We start from the raw sequence: 19,754 nt of genomic DNA, 5'->3' as shown, positions 1-19,754 counted from the left end.
CTTCGGGCGGTTTTTTCGTTTACGGCCGCGCGTGCGGCCGTTTCTATTGGGGTATCTGCATGACACGACTTACCGATCATTTCTCGCTGGCGGAACTGACGCAGAGCGAAACGGCCGCACGGCGCCGGATCGATAACACACCCTCGCCGGCGGTCGTCGAACACCTGACTCGCACCGCGCAAACGCTCGAGCAGGTCCGTACTCTGCTCGGCTCGCGCCCTGTGCTGGTGTCGTCAGGCTATCGCTCGCCCGCACTCAACGCCGCGGTCGGCGGCGCGGCCAACAGCGCGCACATGACGGGGCTGGCCGCCGACTTCATCTGCCCTGGCTTCGGCAGTCCGCTCGAAATCTGCCGCAAGATCGCAGCCTCGAGCATTGCGTTCGACCAACTCATTCAGGAGGGCACGTGGGCACACATCGGCCTGCCGCCGGCGGGCACGAAGGCGCGTCAGCAGATCCTGACCGCCAACTTTGGCCCGGGTGCCACAACCTACACCAACGGCCTTGCGTAATCAGGGGGAGCCATTGAACTCAATGGATCACTTCACAGGGCCGCTGTCCGTGCTGGCATCGGGTGCGGTGGGTGCGACGCTGCGCATGATCGTCATGCCGCCCGCGAGCCTGCGGCTGAAGGTTACACATATCGTGCTTGGCGGCCTGATGGCAGTATTCGTCGCGCCGGCCGTGGTCGAGCACTGGCTGACGGGCAGCAGCATCGACGTGCAGCGTGGCGTCGCTTTTTTGATCGGCATGCTCGGCCCGGTCGTGGCGGAAATTGCCATTCGTGCAATTGAGCGGCGTGGTGACGGGGTGGCGGATCGCCTCATCGATCGCGCTGCCGGAACTGAGGATAAGAAATCATGAACCCGATGGTCGTCATCTACCTGGTATTGCATCTGGTGCTTTTCGCAACAGTCGGCTGGCTGTTCACGCTGCCGCAGGCATTCGCGTGGCGCTGTGCGCTCGGCATCGTCTGGCTGGGAGCACTGTGGAACATGGCCGGTCTCATCTGGCTTGGCTATACGAGCGTATGGCCGGGGGAGCCGTTCATTACCGTCGGCTTCTGTTTAGCCTTTCTGGGGCTCGTGTTTTTCAAGCAGCCGCTTGTGACGAGGAGGCTGCCGGTTTAGACGGACTGGCGGATAGCAGCAGTCCACAAGGCGGTTCCTTGCGCATTTTTTGAGGGAGGTGGCCGACGCAAGGCATGAAGGGGCCGTCGTGTCACCACTTGTCCCACGTTCGGAGGTCTGCTTCTATGAGTCACCGGCCGCTCGCCACCAAAGCATACCTTCAAAATCGCTAATCGTGGCCATCCGAGACGACATGTAAAGCGCAGCGCGGCGAAGACGCAATCGAATGCAAGGCTATGCTTGCCTGGAAATTCCTGAATGACTGGCTTCGCCACTGAAGACGTCCTTGTTATGATATCCAATCAACTTCTTCTAAGGTGACACGGTGCCCACTCCTCTGAACGCTTCGGCTACTACTGCTGGTGCACTTATGTCTAGCTCCAGTTTCGAAATACCTCCCTATCAAAGAGAGTATTCTTGGTTGGACGACGAGGTATCAGAATTTTGGAGCGATCTGAAAAATGCGCTCGACGATGACTCGTACTTCTTGGGGTTGGTGATCCTTACTGAGGAAGGCGGCCGGAAACAGGTCGTGGATGGCCAGCAACGACTGTTGACCCTCACGCTGCTTGCGGCGGCGTTATACCATGAAGCTTATGCCCGCGGACGGAAAGCCCTCGCCGAGCGCATTCAAGCAGATTTTCTTCGATCAATTGATTACGACACGGACGAAACTAATCCGCGCGTTACACTTTCTGACCAAGCAGACGATGAAACGCTGCAAAAAATTCTTTCGTCGGGCAAGGTTGTTTCCGGTAGTGACCAGATCGGCGAAGAGTCACTTTCGGTCCGTATGCAAAAGGCTTTCGTGCATTTGCGGCAAAAGCTGCAAGAAGATCTCGCGGTCGATCCGTTTAAACGCCTTGGTACGTGGACCGATTTTATTACAAATCGACTCTATTTCGCTGTTTTCGTGCACCCTGATACCGCCTCAGCATATCGCGTATTTGAGGTAATCAACACTCGTGGCTTAGAGCTAACTACGGCCGACCTACTTAAGAACTATATTCTAAGCCAAACGCCAAATAAGAAGCGTGACGAGCGCTATCGCGAATGGCAATCCATGGCGCGGCAGTTCTCGCCTTCAGGTGCAAACTCATTTGTTCAATATATCCGGCATGCAGTGACGGTAGAAGCGGGGCATGTCTTGCCGAAGGACTTGTACGCGTTTTTGGCCCAGAGATCGATCCATGCGTCAAGGCGCGCGCCACTACCCGACGAGCTAGTAACTACTCTCCAGTCTTACTTGCCTCTTTACTTGCAGATGGTCGATCCTTCGCTTGCTGGGCCGGCCAGCCCGGAAATGCTGAAGATTTTCTCATCTTTGAACAGCTTGGGCGTGATATCCGTTAGGCCGATCCTGCTCGCGATCTGGGCAACGGATAATTCCATTGAGGGGATGGAGTTCATACTTCGCCTTGTGGTGAGGCGCATCGTTGTCGGTAACTTGGGTACGGGAAATGTGGAAAGAAAATTTGGCGAGGCGGCGCGGCAAATCTATGAGTCAAAGACGTGGGAATCAGCAAAAAGCGAGCTTTTAGATTTAAATCCGTTAGCAGACGATTTTCGAGATCAACTATATCGGCGCTCGTTTAACAAGGCTGTGTTGTCTTTTTTGCGCCACTCCATCATAGAGGAAGCGATCACACCCGACTCTCGAGGTACGTTACATTTCATTTTCCCGCGTCAAGCCACTGAATGGGATGGCTTCAGCGAGGAAGACGCGTCATTTTGGGGGAGCACAATCGGGAACACGTTCCTTTCCACGTTAGATAAACGCCCGGCTGCAGCAGACACTTGGGCGGGTTTCCAACAAAGCATGCTTACAAACCCACTTGATGGCGAATGGGTCGACGATCTGGAAAAATATGGCGTTTGGGATTCTGAGGCGGTTGAGCAAATGGGTCGTGCTCTTGCTGACGTCGCGCGTAACGTCTGGTACTGAAGCGATGCCTGATAATAACGAAGAAATATTGAAATCCCTCGAGGATGTGTTGGACAGGAGGGCGCCGATTGATGGGTTGGGCGCGCTCACCTCGGCCATCAGTCATAAAGCCAGTCTGGACAAGGCATTAAAGACCACTGCGATTGGCCTAGATGCGAACGTCTTTTTGAGACTGGCAAAGCATTCACGTATTGAAGATATCGTTGATTATCTTAATGCTACCCATGCAGCGCCGTTGATCATGCCTGGTCAGGCGATTCAAGAATTCTGGAACAATCAGTTATCGGCGGTCGACACGGTATCTGCGAGCCTAAAGAAGAAGTTTGAGGCGCTTAAGGCGGAGACTGCGAAAATTGATGAAAATTTTGTCGAATTTTCGGATCGATTTGAAGCGGTGCTTACGGACTTCAATAGTGAGTACGGGTATATTTATGACGAATCGACGGTACGTTTTACATTGAGTTTGTTGAACGTGTTAGAAAAAAGGGCGGAAGTCTGTTACGTTCCACGTTTGCGGTTCCAAGCCATTGCAGAAAATAGAAAGCTCACAAAAACTCCGCCGGGGTTCAAGGATGATGGACATGGAGATTTCTATATTTGGGCAGAATTTATTTTTGGTCTCCTCAGGGCCAAAAAGGACGGACGTACTTTCGACCATGCTGTTTTGGTTACAAACGATCAGAAAATAGACTGGAGTCGAGGGGGAGTAGCTCATCCAATTCTTACCGCTGAAGTAATGCGCGCTACAGGCGCGTCCTTCGAGGTTTGGTCTTTGGAGAGGCTTTGGAAAGCGATTAACGCTTAGTCGATGGCGTATGTCAGAGGTCGGCCACGAGGCGCCGCTTGTAGTGCGGGCCTCGAGGCCATAGGCGCATGCGGCGGGCCTATGCCAATGCTTTCAAGTCTTTATTGTCCGCGAAAGGCTCAAAGGTTTCTGGCCACGTTGCCTTCAACGAGCACAGCAAACGCATAGACAATGGTGCTCCAGCATTTACCTGCTTGACCGTGATTTTGAGATCGTTCGGTTGGTCGCGAAGCAACCTGCAAATATCCCTGGTGTAATACTTCGGCACGTAGCCGACGAGATACGACGGATCACCTGTACGTAAGCACAAGGCAAATTCATCATGCTCATTTTGCAAGTCGTGCATGACAAACAATTTGGTGCCAGGCATCAGCTCGTCAGCCGCACGTACGTTTGGGTCTGCGAAAAAACGCATACCGCGTGCGAAGAAGTCGATGTTGAGCTTCCCGTCCACTGATTTCGAAGGATACGGAAATAACTCGATCTGGTCTGTTCCGCGCAAGCCGCCTGTTACCGCCAAGATGTTCATCGGATCGTCGACCGCATGTTCTGGAAGACCGGTCCACTTAAGGTAACGAGAAAACTCCGGTCGCGACCGGGTCAAAACGCGATTTGCAAACAGCGGGAACAACTCGGCAGATCGGTAGGCCGTGTGAAGGTTGTCCATACGCCCGAACGGGCGGAAGCCTTCCACTCGCAGCGCGCCCTGCGTATACGCGAAGCGAAATCCTCCCTGTTCACGATCGAGTCGTGCTACGGGGATCCACTCCCTTGACGACGACTGTTGCAAAGCAACGAATAGGGTGTCCATTTTTTAACCAATTTCCAAAGACAATAGGCGCTGACGATTCAAAATCAAAAATTCAACCAGAAAACGTTTTCGAACCGGCGTAGCTATCTCGTCTGGAAACAATGCGACTGTGTCTGCGATGCGTTCAGGCGTGATCATCGCCAATCTGTTCAACCAAGCCAAACTTGCGTCCGGCCATAATTTTGCCATGTAAAAAAAGGCGTCAATCGTAAGCAAGGACTTTGAGCCGTCCGCCGCTCCATGCGGATATAAGCCTGACCGTGCACGCTGAACAAATGCGCTGATATGTCGCCGCTTGTCCCTTGTTTGTACCACGTCTTCACAGGCTGCGTCCGTGAGGTTTCGCGCAAAGCTCGATCCGTGATCGAAGCTCGGTGCTAGGAAGAGGTGCTTCCGGTCAGCGGGGTCGATCACTACGCCCCAATTTTGATCGTGCCGGTCCTGATTGCCAATCCACGCGTCCAGCATGAGATAGCCAACCACCACGTCGCCAGCTGTCGTCACTGATTCAAAGGCTGCGAAGTCCGTCGGCGGTAGCAGTAGTTTCCCGTCATCCGTATGCTTGAAAAAAGCGGCGAAGAGTCGGATGGTGTGAGCTCGCGACCGGTAGGGCTTGGCATCGGCGTATTCCACATACGGCTTTGTCTTGGCGAAAATTTCATTACCATGCACGAGCCGACCCTTGGATGGCACAAAACTAGGTGATACGACCCCTGCTTGATCCCCGCAACGTGCCAACTCATAGAACGCATGTGGCATGCCCAGTGCGTCGGCGAGTTCGCAAGCAAGTTTTTCTGCCCAATTCTCGCCGGTGTTCGGCCGCCCCTGCTTGAAAAGGGTGTGCCCAAATCGAACATCGGCGTACCAAAATTTTTCTTTAGTACCCAACTGCTCGAACAGTTCTGCCGCACCGAGCGGCACGTCAATGATGGGAAACATAAGTGCGCAAGAGCGAAAGAATAACTTGCTCGGAGCAAGCCGCGCCGGATGCGCTTCGTTCCGAAAACACAAAAGCCGTTCCGAATTTCACATTCTGGAACGGCTTCCTATGCCTAACTACTTGATATTGCTGAATTTTCTGGGGTGGCTGATGGGACTCGAACCCACGACGACAGGAATCACAATCCTGGACTCTACCAACTGAGCTACAGCCACCACTAACATCCGCTTGACTTGCTCTAAAAACCTGTCTCGCCGACGAAGAAACGAGATTATAGGGACTAGATGGTGGTTTGCCTAGTCCTTTATTCAAAAATTTCGATGGGCTCGCGCAGATGCTGTCTTGCTTCGTCGAAGATGGTCAGATCGCGGGCCGCAAGTCGCTTGCTGTCGGACAAAACTCGACGCCAACCACGCGCACCCGCTTCGCCGCGATACAGCCCAAGCGCATGGCGCATGATCGCGCCGAGATAGGTGCCGCGCGCCATTTCGGTCGCGCAATACTCGATCAGTTTCGCTTCGACCTGCTCGCGCGTCAGAGGCGCCTGCGCGGAGCCATAGAAGCGCGCGTCGACATCGGCGAGCAGGTAGGGGTTGTGATACGCCTCGCGCCCGAGCATCACGCCGTCGACGTGCTGAAGATGCGCGTCGACTTCGTCGAGCGTCTTGATACCGCCATTGATGATGATTTCCAGCTGCGGAAAATCGCGCTTCAACTGATACGCGTAGTCGTACTTGAGCGGCGGAATCTCGCGATTTTCCTTCGGGCTCAGGCCCTTCAGTATCGCGTTGCGCGCATGAACGATAAAGACCTCACAGCCGGCTTGCGCGATCGTGCCGACAAAATCGCGGACGAAGCCGTATTCCTCGACCGTATCGACGCCGATGCGGTGCTTGACCGTGACTGGCACCGATACGACGTCGCGCATCGCCTTCACGCAATCGGCGACGAGTTGCGGCTCGTTCATCAGGCATGCGCCGAACGCGCCGCGTTGCACGCGCTCGGATGGGCAGCCGCAATTCAAATTGATTTCGTCATAGCCCCATTGCTCGCCGAGCTTGGCCGAACGCGCGAGATCGTCGGGCTCGCTGCCGCCGAGTTGCAGCGCGACTGGCGCTTCGTCGGGCGTGAATGCGAGATGACGCGGCACGTCACCATGCAACAGCGCGCCGGTCGTCACCATCTCCGTGTAAAGCCAGGTATGGCGCGAAATCATTCGATGCAGCGAGCGGCAATGGCGATCCGTCCAATCCATCATCGGTGCAACGGACACGCGGCGGGGGCTGGGAGTGCGAGGTAAAGACATGGAGCGGCCAGGCGGCTTGAATCAAAACGATAATTTTACCGCAAGGCCAGAAACCGCCGGGCGCTGGAGCCATATCACTGTCGCGACAGAGGCGGGCACCGGTTCGTCAATGCGTCAATGCCTTAGTGTCCATGTCCCCCCATCCCGCCACCACTGCTCCACGAGCTGCCGCCGCCGTGCATGCCGCCGTATCCGCCACCGTGCCATCCGCCGTCCCCGCCATGCCATCCGCCGTGCCCGCCGTGCCCGCCACCGCCATGCCATCCGCCGCGCCCGTGCCAATACCCATGTCCGTAATAGCAGCACGACCCTCCGAAACCGCCATAGATACCAACCGAGCCGTACGCCGGTCCGTAGTAAGGCGGTCCATACGCGTAGGGATAGTAGGGTTGCGCATAGCCGTAGCCCGCTGGCGGCGCGACGACGCATCCAGTGATGCTCGCTGCCGCGGCCGCTAGCAGCGTCATCGATGCAATGAGCCTGGTCACGATTTTCTCCTTCACGTAAACCTCAGAAAAACCGCGCGCAACGGAGTTCAGCCGCGTTTGTGTCCGAGCGTTACCCGCGCCGGCGCGGCGGTGCGCGCTCGGGGCTTCGACCACGCGAGCCGTTGCCGCGACGCTCGACCGTTTCGCCAATCTTCTCGCGTATTACCGAGCGGCGTTGCGGTAACACTTCGTTAACGATCTGATACGTTACTGAAGGGCGTGGCTGCTAACTTCCATCGGACGATTCGTCGTTTAAGTCGGAAGCGATTCGCTTGCCCGCCCCGTTCGATCATCTGCTCGAAGGCGACGTGCTGTATCGCCAGGGCATGCGCGACAACGAGGCGGAATCGCTTGGCCCGCTCGCGCGCTTTGCCGACCAATACCCGTTCAACTTCATCAACGTCGGGCTCATTCATCTCGCGCTGCCGAACGCGCGCATCAATCATGGCCGCCGCTCGCCATTACATTCTGTCTATCGATTTTCTCGCGCATTTTTCACGACGTGTCGTTCGGCTGCCACCTCGGCGAGCTGGGCCGCTGTCAGCGCGCGTACGATGCGTTGATAACGCGCTGGCGGCGCGTTCTACCCGCGGGCGTGATGATCGAGATCGAGCACGAGGAGCTGGTCGACGCTTGCGAGGCGAACGGGCGTCGCATGCTCGCGCATTGCGGGCTCGAGTGAGACGAACGTTGCCTCGCATTTCGCGAGACGATGCGGAGTGTCAGTACCGCGAGTTCCGCACAGATGCGCCGACCGTTGTATCGAACGTCGATGCGGCGCTGGCAGCCGCGAGGCGAATTGCGTGAACCGCTATGGGAAGGTCTCGGTCCCGACCTGACGGCGGCCGACGCTCAACGCGCGATCACCGATACGTGATGCAGCCACGGGTACACGCCGGCAATGAACGCCGCGTAGATCGCGGCCATCGTCACGCCGGCGGCCGTGCCCCAAATGTCGCGCGAGGCGGCGCCCTGGCGAAAATGCACAGGCAGTCCGACCACGACGTAGCCGATCACGAAGAACAGGATGACCGCGCGCACCGGCGACAGATCGTGGCCGATGAATTCGAGCAACGCCGACAGGCTGAATTGCGACATGGACATGCAGGGAGTCACGAAGGCGGGGGGATCGCACGGCGCCGGAACACATCGAAATTGTTCAGCGAATGACGACTGATCCGCTTCACTCTCGACGTTTCACAGCGCGACGACCTATGCCGATTAAAGGCCACGCAAACGCGATCCGCAAGAAAAAACCTGTATGAATTTGTACTGTCCTACATTGCTTGCAGTTTGCCTGCGCCGCGACTTTCAGCCTGCCTGGCAACGCTTTCACGGCGACGCTCTCAACGCTCCAGGGGCTTCGGTTTGCGCAAGGGGTCGAGCAGCGGTTTCAAACCGTTGTGATCGATCTCGTGCATCAACGCGAGCAGACGGCCAATCTCGCCGGGCGGAAAGCCCTGGCTCGCGAACCAGTTCAGATAGTGGCCGGGCAGGTCGGCGATCACGCGGCCTTTATATTTCCCGTAGGGCATCACGCGCGTGACCAGCAATTCGAGGTGTTCGTGATTCATGGCAACGAGGTCATGATGAAACGCGCGTCGAGAGCGCAAAGCGCGCAACGCGCAAGCACCAGGCGGCGCGCTGCAACGCATGGCCCCGCATTCTAGCCTTGCTGCAGGTAATGCGCCGGCGTGATAACGTCTGCGCTTTCCGTTCACCTCTTCAACAGGACAAGTTAGATGGAATACCGCAGACTCGGCGACTCCGACGTGCAGGTTAGCCTGATTGGTCTCGGCACGATGACGTGGGGCGAGCAGAACACCGAGCAGGAAGCGCACGCGCAGATCGACTACGCGCTCGATCACGGCGTGAACCTGATCGACACCGCGGAAATGTATCCGGTGCCGCCGCGCGCCGAAACGCAAGGCTCGACGGAGCGCTACATCGGCACGTGGCTCGCGCAGCACAAGAGCGCGCGCGAGAAGATCGTGCTCGCCACCAAGATCGCGGGCCCCGCGCGTCAGCCGCACAATCCGCGTCATATTCGCGGCGAGGGCAACCAGTTCGATCGCAAGAACCTGACCGAGGCGCTCAACGGCAGCCTCGAACGTCTGCAAACGGACTACGTCGATCTGTATCAGCTGCACTGGCCCGATCGCAGCACGATGACGTTCGGCCGTCCGTCGTATCCGTGGGTCGACGACGCGTACACGGTGCCGATCGAGGAAACGCTGACGGTACTCGCCGAATTCGTGAAGGCTGGCAAGGTGCGCCATATCGGCGTGTCGAACGAAACGCCGTGGGGCGTCGCGCAGTTTCTGCGCGCGGCCGAAAGACTCGGCTTGCCGCGCATCGTCAGCATCCAGAATCCGTACAGCCTGTTGAACCGCACGTACGAAGTGGGTCTGTCCGAGTACGCGCATCGCGACAACATCGGTCTGCTCGCGTATTCACCGCTCGCGTTCGGCTGGCTGTCGGGCAAGTACGAAGGCGGCGCGCGTCCTGCCGGCGCGCGCATCACGCTGTTCGAGCGCTTCCAGCGCTATAGCAAGCCGCAAGCCGTGCAGGCGACCACGCGTTACGTCGAGCTCGCGAAGCACCACGGCATGACCCCCGCGCAATTCGCGCTCGCGTTCGTCAATAGCCGGCCATTCGTGACCAGCAATCTGATCGGCGCGACCTCGCTCGAACAATTGAAGGAAAACATCGCCAGCGCGGACGTGAAGCTGTCGCCGGAAGTGCTGGCGGAAATCGACAGGCTGCACGAGCTGCAGCCGAATCCGGCGCCTTGATGTCGAGGTAAGCGCGACGCGCTTGCCGCGGTGGCCCCGGTCGATTGCCGGGGCGGCCGCAAGGCGCAGCGAATCACTCGGCGTCGGCCGAACTCAACCCGCGGCCTTTGCCGTATCCACCGTCTCGCGCTTCGCCGCAAGCGGCGAGTTCTCGCCGAGATCCCAGAACAGTCCCGCCATCATCTGCAGGCCCTCGCGCACCACCGGAGCCAGAAGGTGCTCGTTCGGCGCATGCTGCGAGCAGGCCGGATAAGAATGCGGCACCCAGATCGTCGGCAGACCGAGCGTGTCGGCGAATACCTCGTTCGGCAGCGTGCCGCCGAGATTCGGCAGCAGCGCGGTCTTCTTGCCGGTGGTCGCTTCGAGCGACGCGATCGCCCACGTGACCCACGGATCGTCGGGATCCAGCCGCGTGGCTGGCGCGCCGCGTTCGACGTCGATTTCGACCAGCTGAAAACCGTGCGCATCGAGATGCGCGCGCAGATGCTCGCCGAGGTTTTCCCAATCGGTGCCGACCACGAAACGCAACTGGCAGACCGCGAACGCCGACGGCGGAATCGCGTTGACCGGGTTCTCCGGATTGCCCGCCTTGAAGGCCAGCACTTCGAAGCTGTTCCAGCCGAACACGCGCTCGGGCGCGGAAAGACCCGGCTCGCCCCAGTTGTCATCGACGGTGGGGTCGCCCGGACCGTTGCCCACCGTGATGTCGGCAAGTGCGCGGCGCACGGTCTCGGGGATCGGCGGCGGACGCAGGCCGTCGACTGCGATCACGCCGCGCGCATCGACGAGACTCGCGAGCGCGTTGGCGAGCACCGTCGCCGGATTGCGCAGCAAGCCGCCCCAGTTGCCCGAGTGATGCGCGCCGTCGCGCAGGTTCAGCGACAGCCTGAAATTGACCGCGCCGCGCGAGCCGAGAAACACGGTCGGACGACGCGCTGCGAGACGCGGACCGTCGGAGGCGATCAGCACGTCGGCGGCGAGTTCGTCGCGATGCGCACGGCAGATCGCGTCGAGCCCCGGCGAGCCGGTTTCCTCACCCATCTCGATCAACAGCTTCGTGTTGAAGCCGAGTTTGCCGTCGCGCGCGGCGAGCGTGCTCGCGAGCGCGGCGAGGTTGATCGAGTGCTGGCCTTTGTTGTCGGCGGTGCCGCGACCGAACCAGCGCTCGCCTTCCACGGTCACCGCCCACGGCGTCAGCGGCGCGCGCCACTGGCTGTCGTAGCCGCGCACGACGTCGCCGTGGCCGTAGATCAGCACGGTCGGCAGATGATCGCCTTCGTGACGGTTGGCGATCAGGAACGGACCGAAGCCATCGACCGGGTTATCGACGATGCGCGTGCTGAAGCCGAGGCGCTCCGCTTCGGGCTGGATTTCGTCGGTCAGATAGGACAGCAGCAGTGCGCCGCGATCGCTTTCCTGGCTTTCGGTGCGAAAACCGACGCGACGGTTCAGATCGGCGAGAAAAGCGCCGGATTCGAAGTGCCGGGTGGCAAGCTCGATGGCCTGGTTGCGGCTCATGTCGATGTCTCCGATGCGGGGGATGGGTGAAGGGGCGGAGGGCCGCGAGGCTCGATGGCTCGATGCTCGGCGCGGCGTTCAGGCGAATCGTCTGCAACGTGATTGCGACCGATTCTAGAAGCGCGCCATTTTTGTCACAATGATCGTGTTTCGAAGCTTGCCTTGCCGGAAAAGCAAAGCGTCGCGCGTCGGCTTGAACCGCGGCACCCGCCCACCCATGGCACCGTTGCAACTGATTCGATCGAGGCGTCCAGGATGGCACGTTCACTGCATGGCATCGCGTTGCGTTATTTCGTCGAAGTCGCGCGCGGCGGCTCGCTGAGCGACGCGTCCGAGCGGCTGCACGTCGCGGTATCGGCGATCAGCCGGCAAATCGTGCGGCTCGAAAGCGAGCTCGGCGTGACGCTGTTCGAGCGGCGTCCGCGCGGCATGACGCTGTCCGAGGCCGGTGAGCGGCTGCTTGCGTACGCGCAACGCAGCCTGCTCGAAGCCGAGCACGTGATGAAAGAGATTAGCGGCCTCGCGAGCTTGCACGGCAGCCGGATCAAGATCGCGACCGCCGAGGGTTTTGCGGTCGACTTCCTGCCCACCGCGATTGCGGATTTCCGCGCCGAGCGCCCCGGCATCGATTTCACGCTGACCGTGATGTCGCCGGCCGACGCCACTCGCCACGTGCGCGACGGTGACGTCGATATCGCGCTGTCGTTCAGCCTCGCGCCGGAGAAGGGCGTGAAGGTCGAGCACACCGAACGCGCGCCGGTGTTCGTGCTGCTGCGCGCCGATCATCCCCTTGCGGCGCGCGCGAAACTGTCGCTCGCCGAGGTGAGTCGCTATCCGCTCGTGTTGTCGGAGACGGGCACCACGATTCGCCAGTTGATCGACATCACGTGCGCGCTCGAAGGCATCCTCCTCGAGCCGGACCTGATCTGCAACAACAGCGGCGCGAGTTATCGCTACGCGCAGCGGTCCGGAGCGATCATGTTCACGGGGCTGCTGTCGGTGCGCGACCGCTATGCCGACGACGGCTTCGTCGTGATTCCGCTCACCGACCCGCAGATGCGCCAGCGCAGCATCCAGGTGCAGACGATGGCGGGGCGCGAGTTGCCCCCGTCGGTGCGCACGTTTCGCGACCATCTGATCGCGCGGATCGCGGATGCGAAGCCGGCTGGGGCGCAGGCGTCGAAGCTCGCCGGTGGACGCGGTAAACGTACGCCGCGGCGCCCGCGAGCCGATGCATGAAATGCGACACGTGCCGCGCACTAAGCGGCAAATGTTCTCCCGGAATCCGAATCACGACCTAAACTGTGGTGGACGGCAAGGACGGCCCTGAGAAAACGACCCTGATGGTGCGCGCCACGATCAGGGCAAACGCGGAACAATGACAGTCGAACCGCGGACCTGCCGCCCAGCCCGCGATGCTGCAATGCACACAAGCGGCAATAGATGGACCCAAATAGAAACGCGGCGCGTCGTCCCGATGGCGCGTTGCCCACGACAGAGCGATAGGACCAACACAGCCATGGCGCAACAGAAAACCAATCCAAAACTCGAGCAGGCTCTCACGCGCGGTGATCTCGCGATCCGTCAGGCGAACTCGGCGCGGGCGACCGCGTTGTTGCGTGCGCTCGCCAAGATGATCGTCGATGCGTCGGCGACCATCGGCGTGGAAGCCTTCACGCTGATTCACGACGGCGACAAGATCTACGATCCCGCCGATGGTCTATGGCCACAGGCGCTGCTGATTTCGCTCGACGGTCCGGTCGAGGACGCCGATCCCGACGAATTGCGCACGGTGCGGCTGATCGCGGATGATCCGGTCACCGTGTTCCGGGTGGAATGGCAGCGCGCCGATGGCAAGATCGGGCGTCACGAGGGCGGCCCGTTCGCGACGGTCGCGTTCATCTCCGACGTCGACATTCCGTGGACCGATGACGAGGACTGAGCGCGCACAACGATAGCAAACACGCCGTGCGACGACCGACGCGGCGTCGTCTTGCGCGGGTGCAGGCGCAACGCGCCGCCCGCGCGTTCGGCTTACTTCATCATGCGACGCCGAAGCAGGATCGCCGACACGATGAAGCCGCCGATCGCATAAGCGGCCAGCACGCTCACATGGAGCGCCGCGTGCTCCATCGGCCGACCGAGCATCGCCGGGCGCATCAGGTCGACCGCATTGGCGAGCGGCAGTGCGGCAGTCACCGCTTGCGCGGCGCCGGGCAGTTGCGAGATCGGAAAGAACACGCCGGAGAGCAGCAGCATCGGCGTGAGCACGAGCGTCTGATAGAACATGAAAAAGTCGTATGACGGCGCGAGCGCCGTCACGATCATCGCGAGGCTCGCGAACGCGAGACCGGCCAGCACGATGACCGGCAGCGCGAGCAGCATCGACGGAAAACTCGCATAGCCGAGCGCGCCCGCCACCAGCATGATCGCCACACCCGACAACACCGATTTGCTGGCGGCCCACACCACCTCGCCGAGCACGATATCGCCGAGCGTGAGCGGCGTATGCATGATCGCTTCCCACGTGCGCTGCACGTGCATGCGCGAAAAGCCCGAATACATCGACTCGAAGCTCGCCGACATCATCACGCTCGACGGCACCGTGCCCGCCGCGAGGAACGAGATATACGACACGCCGTCGACGTGCCCGACCATCAGCCCGAGCCCGAGGCCGAGACCGAACAGATAGATCATCGGATCGGCGAAGTTGCCGAACATCGACGCGATCGCGAGCTTTTTCCACACCAGGTAATTGCGGCGCCACACCGCGATCCAGTTCGTGGCATTGGCGGGGAAGGCACCGAACGGTTCTTGCGCCGATGGCGTGCCGTCGTGGGTTTCGTAAGTACGTGCGTCCATCAAGTGTCTCGCTATGGATTCAGTCCTGCATTTCGCGACCGGTGAGCCGCAGAAACACATCCTCGAGATTCGCCGGCCGATGCAGATAGCGCAAATCGGCGCGCTGCTTGAGGCGCATATGCACGGGCTGCGCGTCGTTCACGTAACAGAACAGCGTCTCGCCGCTGATCTCGGTGCGCTCGGCGAGCGGCGCGAGTTCGTCGCGCAACGCAAACGGATCGGGGCCGTAGATCTCGATCACGTCGCAGCCGATTTCGGACTCGATCAACTCGCGCGGCGCGCCTTCGGCGATCTTGCGGCCTTCCTCGATCACGCACAGTCGATGACAGAGCCGTTCGGCTTCTTCCATGAAGTGCGTGGTCAGCAGAATGGTCTTGCCGCGCGCGAGCAGCGAGCGCAGCCGCTCCCAGATCAGATGGCGCGCTTGCGGATCGAGACCGGTGGTCGGCTCGTCCATGATCAGCACGTCGGGATCGTTGATCAGCGCGCGCGCGAGCGTGAGGCGCCGCTTCATGCCGCCCGACAGTTCGCTCACGCGCGCGTCCGCCTTGTTCTCGAGGCGAGCGAATTCGAGCAGACCCGGCACCGCCGCGCGACACTGCGCGGCGCTCAGACCGAAGTAGCGACCGAATACGAGCAGATTTTCGCGCACCGTGAAATCGGGATCGAGGTTGTCGAACTGCGGCACCACGCCGACGCGCGAGCGCGCGAGGCGCGCGCGGCCCGGGATCGGCTCGTCGCACAGCCGGATCGCGCCGGCGTCGGGCGCCGCAATGCCGAGCAGCATGCGCAATGTCGTGGTCTTACCGGCGCCGTTGGGGCCGAGCAGCCCGAAGCATTCGCCGGTGTTCACATGAAACGACAATCCGTCGACGACCGTTTTTTCGCCGTAGCTTTTCCTGACCTGATGGAATTCGATGGGGGCGGTGGGCATGGCTCGAGCAAGGCTCCGGAAAAAGACACAACGTACGCGCAAGACACAACATACCTGCGATGCACGCATTGCGCACGCGAAGCCGCTTACTCCAGGTATCGGATCGCTGATGCGAGCGGGTGTCCGGGAACGCGTCATGCGTGGTGTGCGATGCGCTCGTCGGTGTCGATTGGCGCCGCTGATTGGCGGTGGCACGACTGGCACGTCAACCGGCCCGCAGTGTGTCGACGCAGCGTTCGCAAACGAAGTTTTGCATTGCGGCATACGCGTGCAAACGCTGCGTCGGGTCGCCCAACGCTTGTGCAGACTGGATCGGCATGCACCGAGTATGCACTTAGCGTTTTCCATCCCTTGCAAGCCGAATTGCGGCGCACCATGATTGATTCAGACCGCGCTTTCCGCGCGAATGGAGAAAACAGATGGCGAGCTACCAGAAAATCCTGTTGTGCTACGACGGCTCGCGCGAAGGCCGGAAAGCCCTGCGTTGCGGTGCCGATCTGGCGTTGGAACTGAAGGCAGAAACGCATCTGCTGTCGGTCGTCGACATGCGTTCGAGCATCGCGCAGAGCGCGGGCCTGTTGACGGACGTCGCGTGCAGCAGCTTCGAAAAAACGGCCCGCGAGATTCTGCAGGAGGGCGTGAACTGGCTGACCGAGCGAGGCGTGAGCGCGCAAGGGCATTTCGCATTCGGTCATCCGATCGACGAGATCGCCAATCTTGCCAACGAGTTGCAGGTCGACCTCGTGGTGGTGGGTCATCGCTGCCGGACTGGTTTGTCACGGTGGTGGATGGGGGCGGGCAACACGCCGCTGCTCGACCGCGTGTCGTGCAGCATTCTGGTGGCGTGCTCGTCCGCGCAGGAGCAGCAGCAGGCGGCTGCGGCGTAATGGGCTAGTGAGGGACGCGAAGCCGCGCGCCCCGTCATCGAGCCCAGATTTGAATAGACCCTGTCGCGTGGCCGGCCCCGATGGCCAGCCACGCATCCCATCCGGCCAGGCTTCGATCTCACTCGTTCAGATTGATCGCCGCGAGCTTCCACGTGACCAGACCTTCGCGACGAAAGATTGCCGAATAGTTCGCGTTACCTTCGCCACGCCGGTACGTGACGACAAACTCGTTGAGACTGCGATAGCCGGCCGTGCTTTGACGCCCGGGCGGCGGTGCGCTGGCCTGCGTGGTGGTGTCGCCCGCGGCTGGTGCGGCCGGCGCTTCGCCGCCCGCGGCTGGCGGCGCGGACGGTTGCTCGCCCGGCGTGCCACGCGGCGGCATGCCGTTCAGCAGCGCCGCGACGCCGTCGGGTGTCGCATAGGCATCGACGAGCGGGCCGATCAGCGTCACGCCGATCACCGCGCCGATCGTGGCCATCTTGTTGCCGGCATCCGCCTCGAGCCGGCGTGTCAGCATGGCGCCCACCTGTTGCTTCAGGCTATCGCGTAGCGCGGGAAAGTCCACGTACTGATTGACGGTTTGCACGTCACGCGCATCGGCGGCGCGTTTGAGATTGTTCACCGCGAGATACGGTGACGCATAAATAAAGCCCAGCGCGGCAATCACGATCACCACGATCAGCGTGATCAGCAGCGGCCGGGTGGCGCTGCCCTGTATGCGTTTCCGAATTGTCATCGAATGGGACTCCACGTCAGTGATGATCTAACGTCGAGCACGGCGAGGTCGGAACGATCCCATCCCACACGAATCTCTGAACATCCGAAGTGCTTGTTGCATGCGTACTCAGGATTCGCTCAGGCTTCGAACACCGCGCCGTGCACGTTGGCTTCGTCGGCTATGCAGCGATCGATCATACGGCATACGGCGTCGACCGTGCCGACCATGATCAGTCGCGACGGTCCATGATAGACCCGCACCGGCGCGCGACGCGCGGGCTCAACGATGTTCAGCGCCGAATTCAGCGACACGCGCGCGAACGCCGGCAACGACGACGGCAGACCGGAAGCTTCGGCAACCGCGTCGAACAGCGACGGCGTGCGCGCAGCGGGCGCCTCGATTAGCGCGCAGGGCGTGAGCTTGCGCAGATGGCGCAGACGGCCGAACTGGCGAAAGGGCAACAGGCGGGCAAGGCGTTCCATGAGTCTCTCCAGGCGATTCGGCGTAGATGCGGGCATAGATGCAGGCGTAAATGCGGCTTGGGTCGGACAAACCGGCGCAAGCGTTCTGGCGACAGCGACAGATCAGAACTCGCTGGGGCGGATCAGCCCGACCGCGATCCCTTCGAGCGCGAAATCGGCGCTGCCGGTTTCCACGAAGATGTTGTCGTAATCGGGGTTTTCGGCGATCAGTTCGATGCCGTTCGGCCGGCGCTTCAGACGCTTGACCGTCACGTCGTCGCCAAGCCGCGCAATGATGATCTGGCCGTCCTTCGCTTCGGTGCGCTTTTGCACCGCGAGCAGGTCGCCGTCGAGAATGCCCGCGTCGCGCATCGACAGGCCGCGCACCTTCAGCAGGTAGTCGGGCTTGCTCGAGAACAGCGCCGGGTCACACGCGTAGTGCTGCGAGATATGTTCCTGCGCGAGGATCGGGCTACCCGCCGCGACCCGGCCGATCAGCGGCAACGACAACTGCATCAGGCCCGCATGCGGCAGGGTGAACTGATACGGCGCGTCCTCCTGCCCGGACAGCAGGCGGATGCCGCGCGACGCGCCGGCCGCGAGTTCGATCACGCCCTTGCGCGCCAGCGCGCGCAGATGCTCTTCCGCGGAATTGGCCGAGCTGAACCCGAGTTCGGCGGCAATTTCCGCGCGAGTGGGCGGAAAGCCGGTGCGTTCGATCGCGCGGCGGATCAGATCGAAAACCTGCTGCTGTCGTGCGGTGAGTTTTGTCATGGCCACTGTATGTATGAACAGGTGACTGTATTTTTATACAGTATTCGGCGCATTTCAAGCTTTACTTTAAGTTCGTCCCAAGGGTCGCGCTGGGGCGTCGTTTATCGGCGACATGACGGCGTTGTCGGCGTCCCAGCAGCCGGCGCATCTGTCGTTACCACTTTTGAGTATTAAAAAATGAAGAAACATTATTTTTAATAATGAAAGCGCTTCGATAGACTGGCCTCCGGTTGGCGCTCATGTGCACGTGGCCGCGACGCAGAACAACACCAGACGCTCATCAGCGGACCATCACGCGGAGAAAAATTGAAATGAACCATCGGCATATGGGGCTTGCGGCTCGAACCGGAAAACTGATCGCGGCGCTCGCCGTCGGCGCCGCGGGTGCGTTCGGCATGTTGGGCGCGAGCGGCGTCGCGCACGCCGACACCACGCTGTTAAACGTGTCCTACGATCCGACGCGCGAGCTGTATCAGGACATCAATCAGGCATTCGGCAAGGAATGGAAGGCCAGGACCGGCGAAGCCGTCACCTTCAAGCAGTCGCACGGCGGCTCGGGCGCGCAGGCTCGCTCGGTGCTCGACGGACTGCAGGCCGACGTCGTGACGCTTGCGCTCGCCTATGACATCGACGCGCTCGCGAACAAGGGGCTCGTCGACAGGAACTGGCAAAAGCGTCTGCCGGACAACGCATCGCCGTACACGTCGACGATCGTGTTTCTGGTGCGCAAGGGCAACCCGAAGCACATCAAGGATTGGGACGATCTGGTGAAGCCGGGCGTGTCAATCGTGACGCCGAATCCGAAGACCTCGGGCGGCGCGCGCTGGAACTACCTGGCCGCGTGGGCGTACGCCGAGCATCAACCGGGCGGCAACGACCAGAAGGCCAGGGAGTTCGTCGGCAAGCTGTACAGGAACGCCGGCGTGCTCGATTCGGGCGCGCGCGGCGCGACCACGAGCTTCGTGCAGCGCGGTATCGGCGACGTGCTGATCGCGTGGGAAAACGAGGCGTTCCTGGCGCTGAAGGAGTTTGGTCCGGACAAGTTCGAGATCGTGGTGCCGTCGGTGAGCATTCTGGCCGAGCCGCCGGTCGCGGTGGTCGACAAGGTCGTCGACAAACACGGCACGCGCAAGCTGGCCGAGGCGTATCTGAACTTCCTGTATAGCGAGCAAGGTCAGGAGATCGCCGCGCGCAATTTCTATCGTCCGCGTTCCAGCAAGGTGCCCGCCGATCTGACCGCGAAGTTTCCGAAGCTGAAGCTGTACACGATCGACGATTCGTTCGGCGGTTGGACCAACGCGCAGAAGACCCATTTCGCGGACGGCGGCGTGTTCGATTCGATTTATCAGCCGCAGTAAGAACCACCGCCTGAATCACAGC

General features: G+C 60.7%; 23 protein-coding genes and 1 tRNA gene. 11 read left to right on the top strand and 13 right to left on the bottom strand.

Features of this window, described 5'->3' with window-relative positions; translation table 11 throughout:
- The first annotated feature begins 59 nt into the window (after window positions 1–59).
- From OKW38_RS10840 to OKW38_RS10820, 5 genes are all read left to right on the top strand, one after another.
- Window positions 60–512 (top strand): D-Ala-D-Ala carboxypeptidase family metallohydrolase, encoded by a 453-nt coding sequence (locus tag OKW38_RS10840; RefSeq protein ID WP_429361380.1) that lies wholly within the window; start codon window positions 60–62, stop codon window positions 510–512.
- A 22-nt stretch (window positions 513–534) separates the two neighbouring features.
- Window positions 535–864, top strand: coding sequence for a hypothetical protein (locus OKW38_RS10835; RefSeq protein ID WP_429361379.1), 330 nt, complete (start codon window positions 535–537; stop codon window positions 862–864).
- On the top strand, window positions 861–1,130 hold the full coding sequence (locus OKW38_RS10830) for a hypothetical protein (protein ID WP_429361378.1): 270 nt from the start codon (window positions 861–863) through the stop codon (window positions 1,128–1,130). Before OKW38_RS10835 ends, OKW38_RS10830 begins: the two co-directional genes overlap by 4 nt.
- 370 nt (window positions 1,131–1,500) lie before the next feature.
- Window positions 1,501–3,075, top strand: coding sequence for a DUF262 domain-containing protein (locus OKW38_RS10825; protein ID WP_429361376.1), 1,575 nt, complete (start codon window positions 1,501–1,503; stop codon window positions 3,073–3,075).
- Entirely contained in the window at window positions 3,038–3,880 is an 843-nt protein-coding gene (locus tag OKW38_RS10820; RefSeq protein WP_429361375.1) for a PIN-like domain-containing protein, read from the top strand. Before OKW38_RS10825 ends, OKW38_RS10820 begins: the two co-directional genes overlap by 38 nt.
- A 79-nt stretch (window positions 3,881–3,959) precedes the next feature.
- Here OKW38_RS10820 and OKW38_RS10815 read toward each other — a convergent pair whose 3' ends face one another.
- The 5 genes from OKW38_RS10815 to OKW38_RS10795 form a co-directional block, all read right to left on the bottom strand.
- A complete protein-coding gene (locus tag OKW38_RS10815) occupies window positions 3,960–4,691 on the bottom strand; it encodes an HIRAN domain-containing protein (RefSeq protein WP_429361373.1) in 732 nt (243 codons plus the stop codon).
- 3 nt (window positions 4,692–4,694) lie between these two features.
- On the bottom strand, window positions 4,695–5,630 hold the full coding sequence (locus OKW38_RS10810) for a hypothetical protein (protein ID WP_429361371.1): 936 nt from the start codon (window positions 5,628–5,630) through the stop codon (window positions 4,695–4,697).
- A gap of 140 nt (window positions 5,631–5,770) precedes the next feature.
- Window positions 5,771–5,846: transfer RNA gene (locus tag OKW38_RS10805), tRNA-His, on the bottom strand.
- Between the two features lie 89 nt (window positions 5,847–5,935).
- Complete coding sequence (gene dusA / locus OKW38_RS10800; RefSeq protein ID WP_429361369.1) at window positions 5,936–6,937, bottom strand: tRNA dihydrouridine(20/20a) synthase DusA; 1,002 nt, start codon at window positions 6,935–6,937, stop codon at window positions 5,936–5,938.
- A gap of 122 nt (window positions 6,938–7,059) precedes the next feature.
- Entirely contained in the window at window positions 7,060–7,425 is a 366-nt protein-coding gene (locus tag OKW38_RS10795) for a hypothetical protein (RefSeq protein WP_187613677.1), read from the bottom strand.
- A 272-nt stretch (window positions 7,426–7,697) separates the two neighbouring features.
- On the opposite strand from OKW38_RS10795, the gene OKW38_RS10790 reads away from it, so the two are divergent.
- Complete coding sequence (locus OKW38_RS10790; protein ID WP_429361367.1) at window positions 7,698–7,988, top strand: hypothetical protein; 291 nt, start codon at window positions 7,698–7,700, stop codon at window positions 7,986–7,988.
- A gap of 289 nt (window positions 7,989–8,277) precedes the next feature.
- On the opposite strand, the gene OKW38_RS10785 is transcribed toward OKW38_RS10790, so the two are convergent.
- Window positions 8,278–8,523: a hypothetical protein gene (locus tag OKW38_RS10785; protein WP_018418199.1), complete on the bottom strand. Its 246-nt coding sequence runs from the start codon at window positions 8,521–8,523 to the stop codon at window positions 8,278–8,280.
- A 248-nt stretch (window positions 8,524–8,771) separates the two neighbouring features.
- Complete coding sequence (locus tag OKW38_RS10780; protein WP_018418198.1) at window positions 8,772–8,999, bottom strand: DUF3820 family protein; 228 nt, start codon at window positions 8,997–8,999, stop codon at window positions 8,772–8,774.
- Window positions 9,000–9,167: 168 nt separating this feature from the next.
- On the opposite strand from OKW38_RS10780, the gene OKW38_RS10775 reads away from it, so the two are divergent.
- On the top strand, window positions 9,168–10,220 hold the full coding sequence (locus tag OKW38_RS10775; RefSeq protein ID WP_429361366.1) for an NADP(H)-dependent aldo-keto reductase: 1,053 nt from the start codon (window positions 9,168–9,170) through the stop codon (window positions 10,218–10,220).
- A gap of 93 nt (window positions 10,221–10,313) precedes the next feature.
- Here OKW38_RS10775 and OKW38_RS10770 read toward each other — a convergent pair whose 3' ends face one another.
- Complete coding sequence (locus tag OKW38_RS10770; RefSeq protein ID WP_429361365.1) at window positions 10,314–11,738, bottom strand: M20 family metallopeptidase; 1,425 nt, start codon at window positions 11,736–11,738, stop codon at window positions 10,314–10,316.
- Between the two features lie 255 nt (window positions 11,739–11,993).
- Here OKW38_RS10770 and OKW38_RS10765 point away from each other — a divergent pair, with 255 nt between their 5' ends.
- Window positions 11,994–12,977, top strand: a complete 984-nt coding sequence (locus OKW38_RS10765; protein ID WP_429361364.1) for a LysR family transcriptional regulator — start codon at window positions 11,994–11,996, stop codon at window positions 12,975–12,977.
- A 280-nt stretch (window positions 12,978–13,257) separates the two neighbouring features.
- Window positions 13,258–13,680, top strand: coding sequence for a hypothetical protein (locus OKW38_RS10760; RefSeq protein WP_090804526.1), 423 nt, complete (start codon window positions 13,258–13,260; stop codon window positions 13,678–13,680).
- A gap of 92 nt (window positions 13,681–13,772) precedes the next feature.
- Here the strand turns inward: OKW38_RS10760 and OKW38_RS10755 are convergent, their stop codons facing one another.
- Complete coding sequence (locus tag OKW38_RS10755) at window positions 13,773–14,600, bottom strand: ABC transporter permease (protein WP_429361363.1); 828 nt, start codon at window positions 14,598–14,600, stop codon at window positions 13,773–13,775.
- 19 nt (window positions 14,601–14,619) lie between these two features.
- On the bottom strand, window positions 14,620–15,534 hold the full coding sequence (gene nodI, locus OKW38_RS10750; protein ID WP_184063813.1) for a nodulation factor ABC transporter ATP-binding protein NodI: 915 nt from the start codon (window positions 15,532–15,534) through the stop codon (window positions 14,620–14,622).
- A 419-nt stretch (window positions 15,535–15,953) separates the two neighbouring features.
- Between nodI and OKW38_RS10745 the strand changes: the two genes are divergently transcribed.
- Window positions 15,954–16,421, top strand: a complete 468-nt coding sequence (locus OKW38_RS10745) for a universal stress protein (RefSeq protein WP_090804531.1) — start codon at window positions 15,954–15,956, stop codon at window positions 16,419–16,421.
- A gap of 118 nt (window positions 16,422–16,539) precedes the next feature.
- Here OKW38_RS10745 and OKW38_RS10740 read toward each other — a convergent pair whose 3' ends face one another.
- The 3 genes from OKW38_RS10740 to lexA form a co-directional block, all read right to left on the bottom strand.
- Window positions 16,540–17,157, bottom strand: a complete 618-nt coding sequence (locus OKW38_RS10740; RefSeq protein ID WP_090804533.1) for a DUF2939 domain-containing protein — start codon at window positions 17,155–17,157, stop codon at window positions 16,540–16,542.
- Between the two features lie 119 nt (window positions 17,158–17,276).
- On the bottom strand, window positions 17,277–17,621 hold the full coding sequence (locus OKW38_RS10735; RefSeq protein WP_429361361.1) for a hypothetical protein: 345 nt from the start codon (window positions 17,619–17,621) through the stop codon (window positions 17,277–17,279).
- Window positions 17,622–17,723: 102 nt separating this feature from the next.
- Complete coding sequence (gene lexA, locus OKW38_RS10730; RefSeq protein WP_026225415.1) at window positions 17,724–18,374, bottom strand: transcriptional repressor LexA; 651 nt, start codon at window positions 18,372–18,374, stop codon at window positions 17,724–17,726.
- Between the two features lie 311 nt (window positions 18,375–18,685).
- Between lexA and OKW38_RS10725 the strand changes: the two genes are divergently transcribed.
- Window positions 18,686–19,732, top strand: coding sequence for a sulfate ABC transporter substrate-binding protein (locus tag OKW38_RS10725; protein WP_429336358.1), 1,047 nt, complete (start codon window positions 18,686–18,688; stop codon window positions 19,730–19,732).
- Window positions 19,733–19,754 lie beyond the last annotated feature (22 nt).

The organism is Paraburkholderia sp. MM5496-R1 (genome assembly GCF_050436205.1).
In the GTDB taxonomy this organism is placed as follows: domain Bacteria; phylum Pseudomonadota; class Gammaproteobacteria; order Burkholderiales; family Burkholderiaceae; genus Paraburkholderia; species Paraburkholderia tuberum.
This window is presented reverse-complemented; position numbering and strand designations above follow the sequence as displayed.

Coding starts and splice junctions, on each gene's coding strand:
- OKW38_RS10735 (WP_429361361.1), bottom strand. CDS start 17,621: ATGGAACGCCTTGCCCGCCTGTTGCCCTTTCGCCAGTTCGGCCGTCTG.
- OKW38_RS10740 (WP_090804533.1), bottom strand. CDS start 17,157: ATGACAATTCGGAAACGCATACAGGGCAGCGCCACCCGGCCGCTGCTG.
- OKW38_RS10815 (WP_429361373.1), bottom strand. CDS start 4,691: ATGGACACCCTATTCGTTGCTTTGCAACAGTCGTCGTCAAGGGAGTGG.
- OKW38_RS10825 (WP_429361376.1), top strand. CDS start 1,501: ATGTCTAGCTCCAGTTTCGAAATACCTCCCTATCAAAGAGAGTATTCT.
- OKW38_RS10755 (WP_429361363.1), bottom strand. CDS start 14,600: ATGGACGCACGTACTTACGAAACCCACGACGGCACGCCATCGGCGCAA.
- OKW38_RS10765 (WP_429361364.1), top strand. CDS start 11,994: ATGGCACGTTCACTGCATGGCATCGCGTTGCGTTATTTCGTCGAAGTC.
- dusA (WP_429361369.1), bottom strand. CDS start 6,937: ATGTCTTTACCTCGCACTCCCAGCCCCCGCCGCGTGTCCGTTGCACCG.
- lexA (WP_026225415.1), bottom strand. CDS start 18,374: ATGACAAAACTCACCGCACGACAGCAGCAGGTTTTCGATCTGATCCGC.
- OKW38_RS10775 (WP_429361366.1), top strand. CDS start 9,168: ATGGAATACCGCAGACTCGGCGACTCCGACGTGCAGGTTAGCCTGATT.
- nodI (WP_184063813.1), bottom strand. CDS start 15,534: ATGCCCACCGCCCCCATCGAATTCCATCAGGTCAGGAAAAGCTACGGC.
- OKW38_RS10840 (WP_429361380.1), top strand. CDS start 60: ATGACACGACTTACCGATCATTTCTCGCTGGCGGAACTGACGCAGAGC.
- OKW38_RS10760 (WP_090804526.1), top strand. CDS start 13,258: ATGGCGCAACAGAAAACCAATCCAAAACTCGAGCAGGCTCTCACGCGC.
- OKW38_RS10725 (WP_429336358.1), top strand. CDS start 18,686: ATGAACCATCGGCATATGGGGCTTGCGGCTCGAACCGGAAAACTGATC.
- OKW38_RS10810 (WP_429361371.1), bottom strand. CDS start 5,630: ATGTTTCCCATCATTGACGTGCCGCTCGGTGCGGCAGAACTGTTCGAG.
- OKW38_RS10745 (WP_090804531.1), top strand. CDS start 15,954: ATGGCGAGCTACCAGAAAATCCTGTTGTGCTACGACGGCTCGCGCGAA.
- OKW38_RS10835 (WP_429361379.1), top strand. CDS start 535: ATGGATCACTTCACAGGGCCGCTGTCCGTGCTGGCATCGGGTGCGGTG.
- OKW38_RS10785 (WP_018418199.1), bottom strand. CDS start 8,523: ATGTCGCAATTCAGCCTGTCGGCGTTGCTCGAATTCATCGGCCACGAT.
- OKW38_RS10770 (WP_429361365.1), bottom strand. CDS start 11,738: ATGAGCCGCAACCAGGCCATCGAGCTTGCCACCCGGCACTTCGAATCC.
- OKW38_RS10830 (WP_429361378.1), top strand. CDS start 861: ATGAACCCGATGGTCGTCATCTACCTGGTATTGCATCTGGTGCTTTTC.
- OKW38_RS10780 (WP_018418198.1), bottom strand. CDS start 8,999: ATGAATCACGAACACCTCGAATTGCTGGTCACGCGCGTGATGCCCTAC.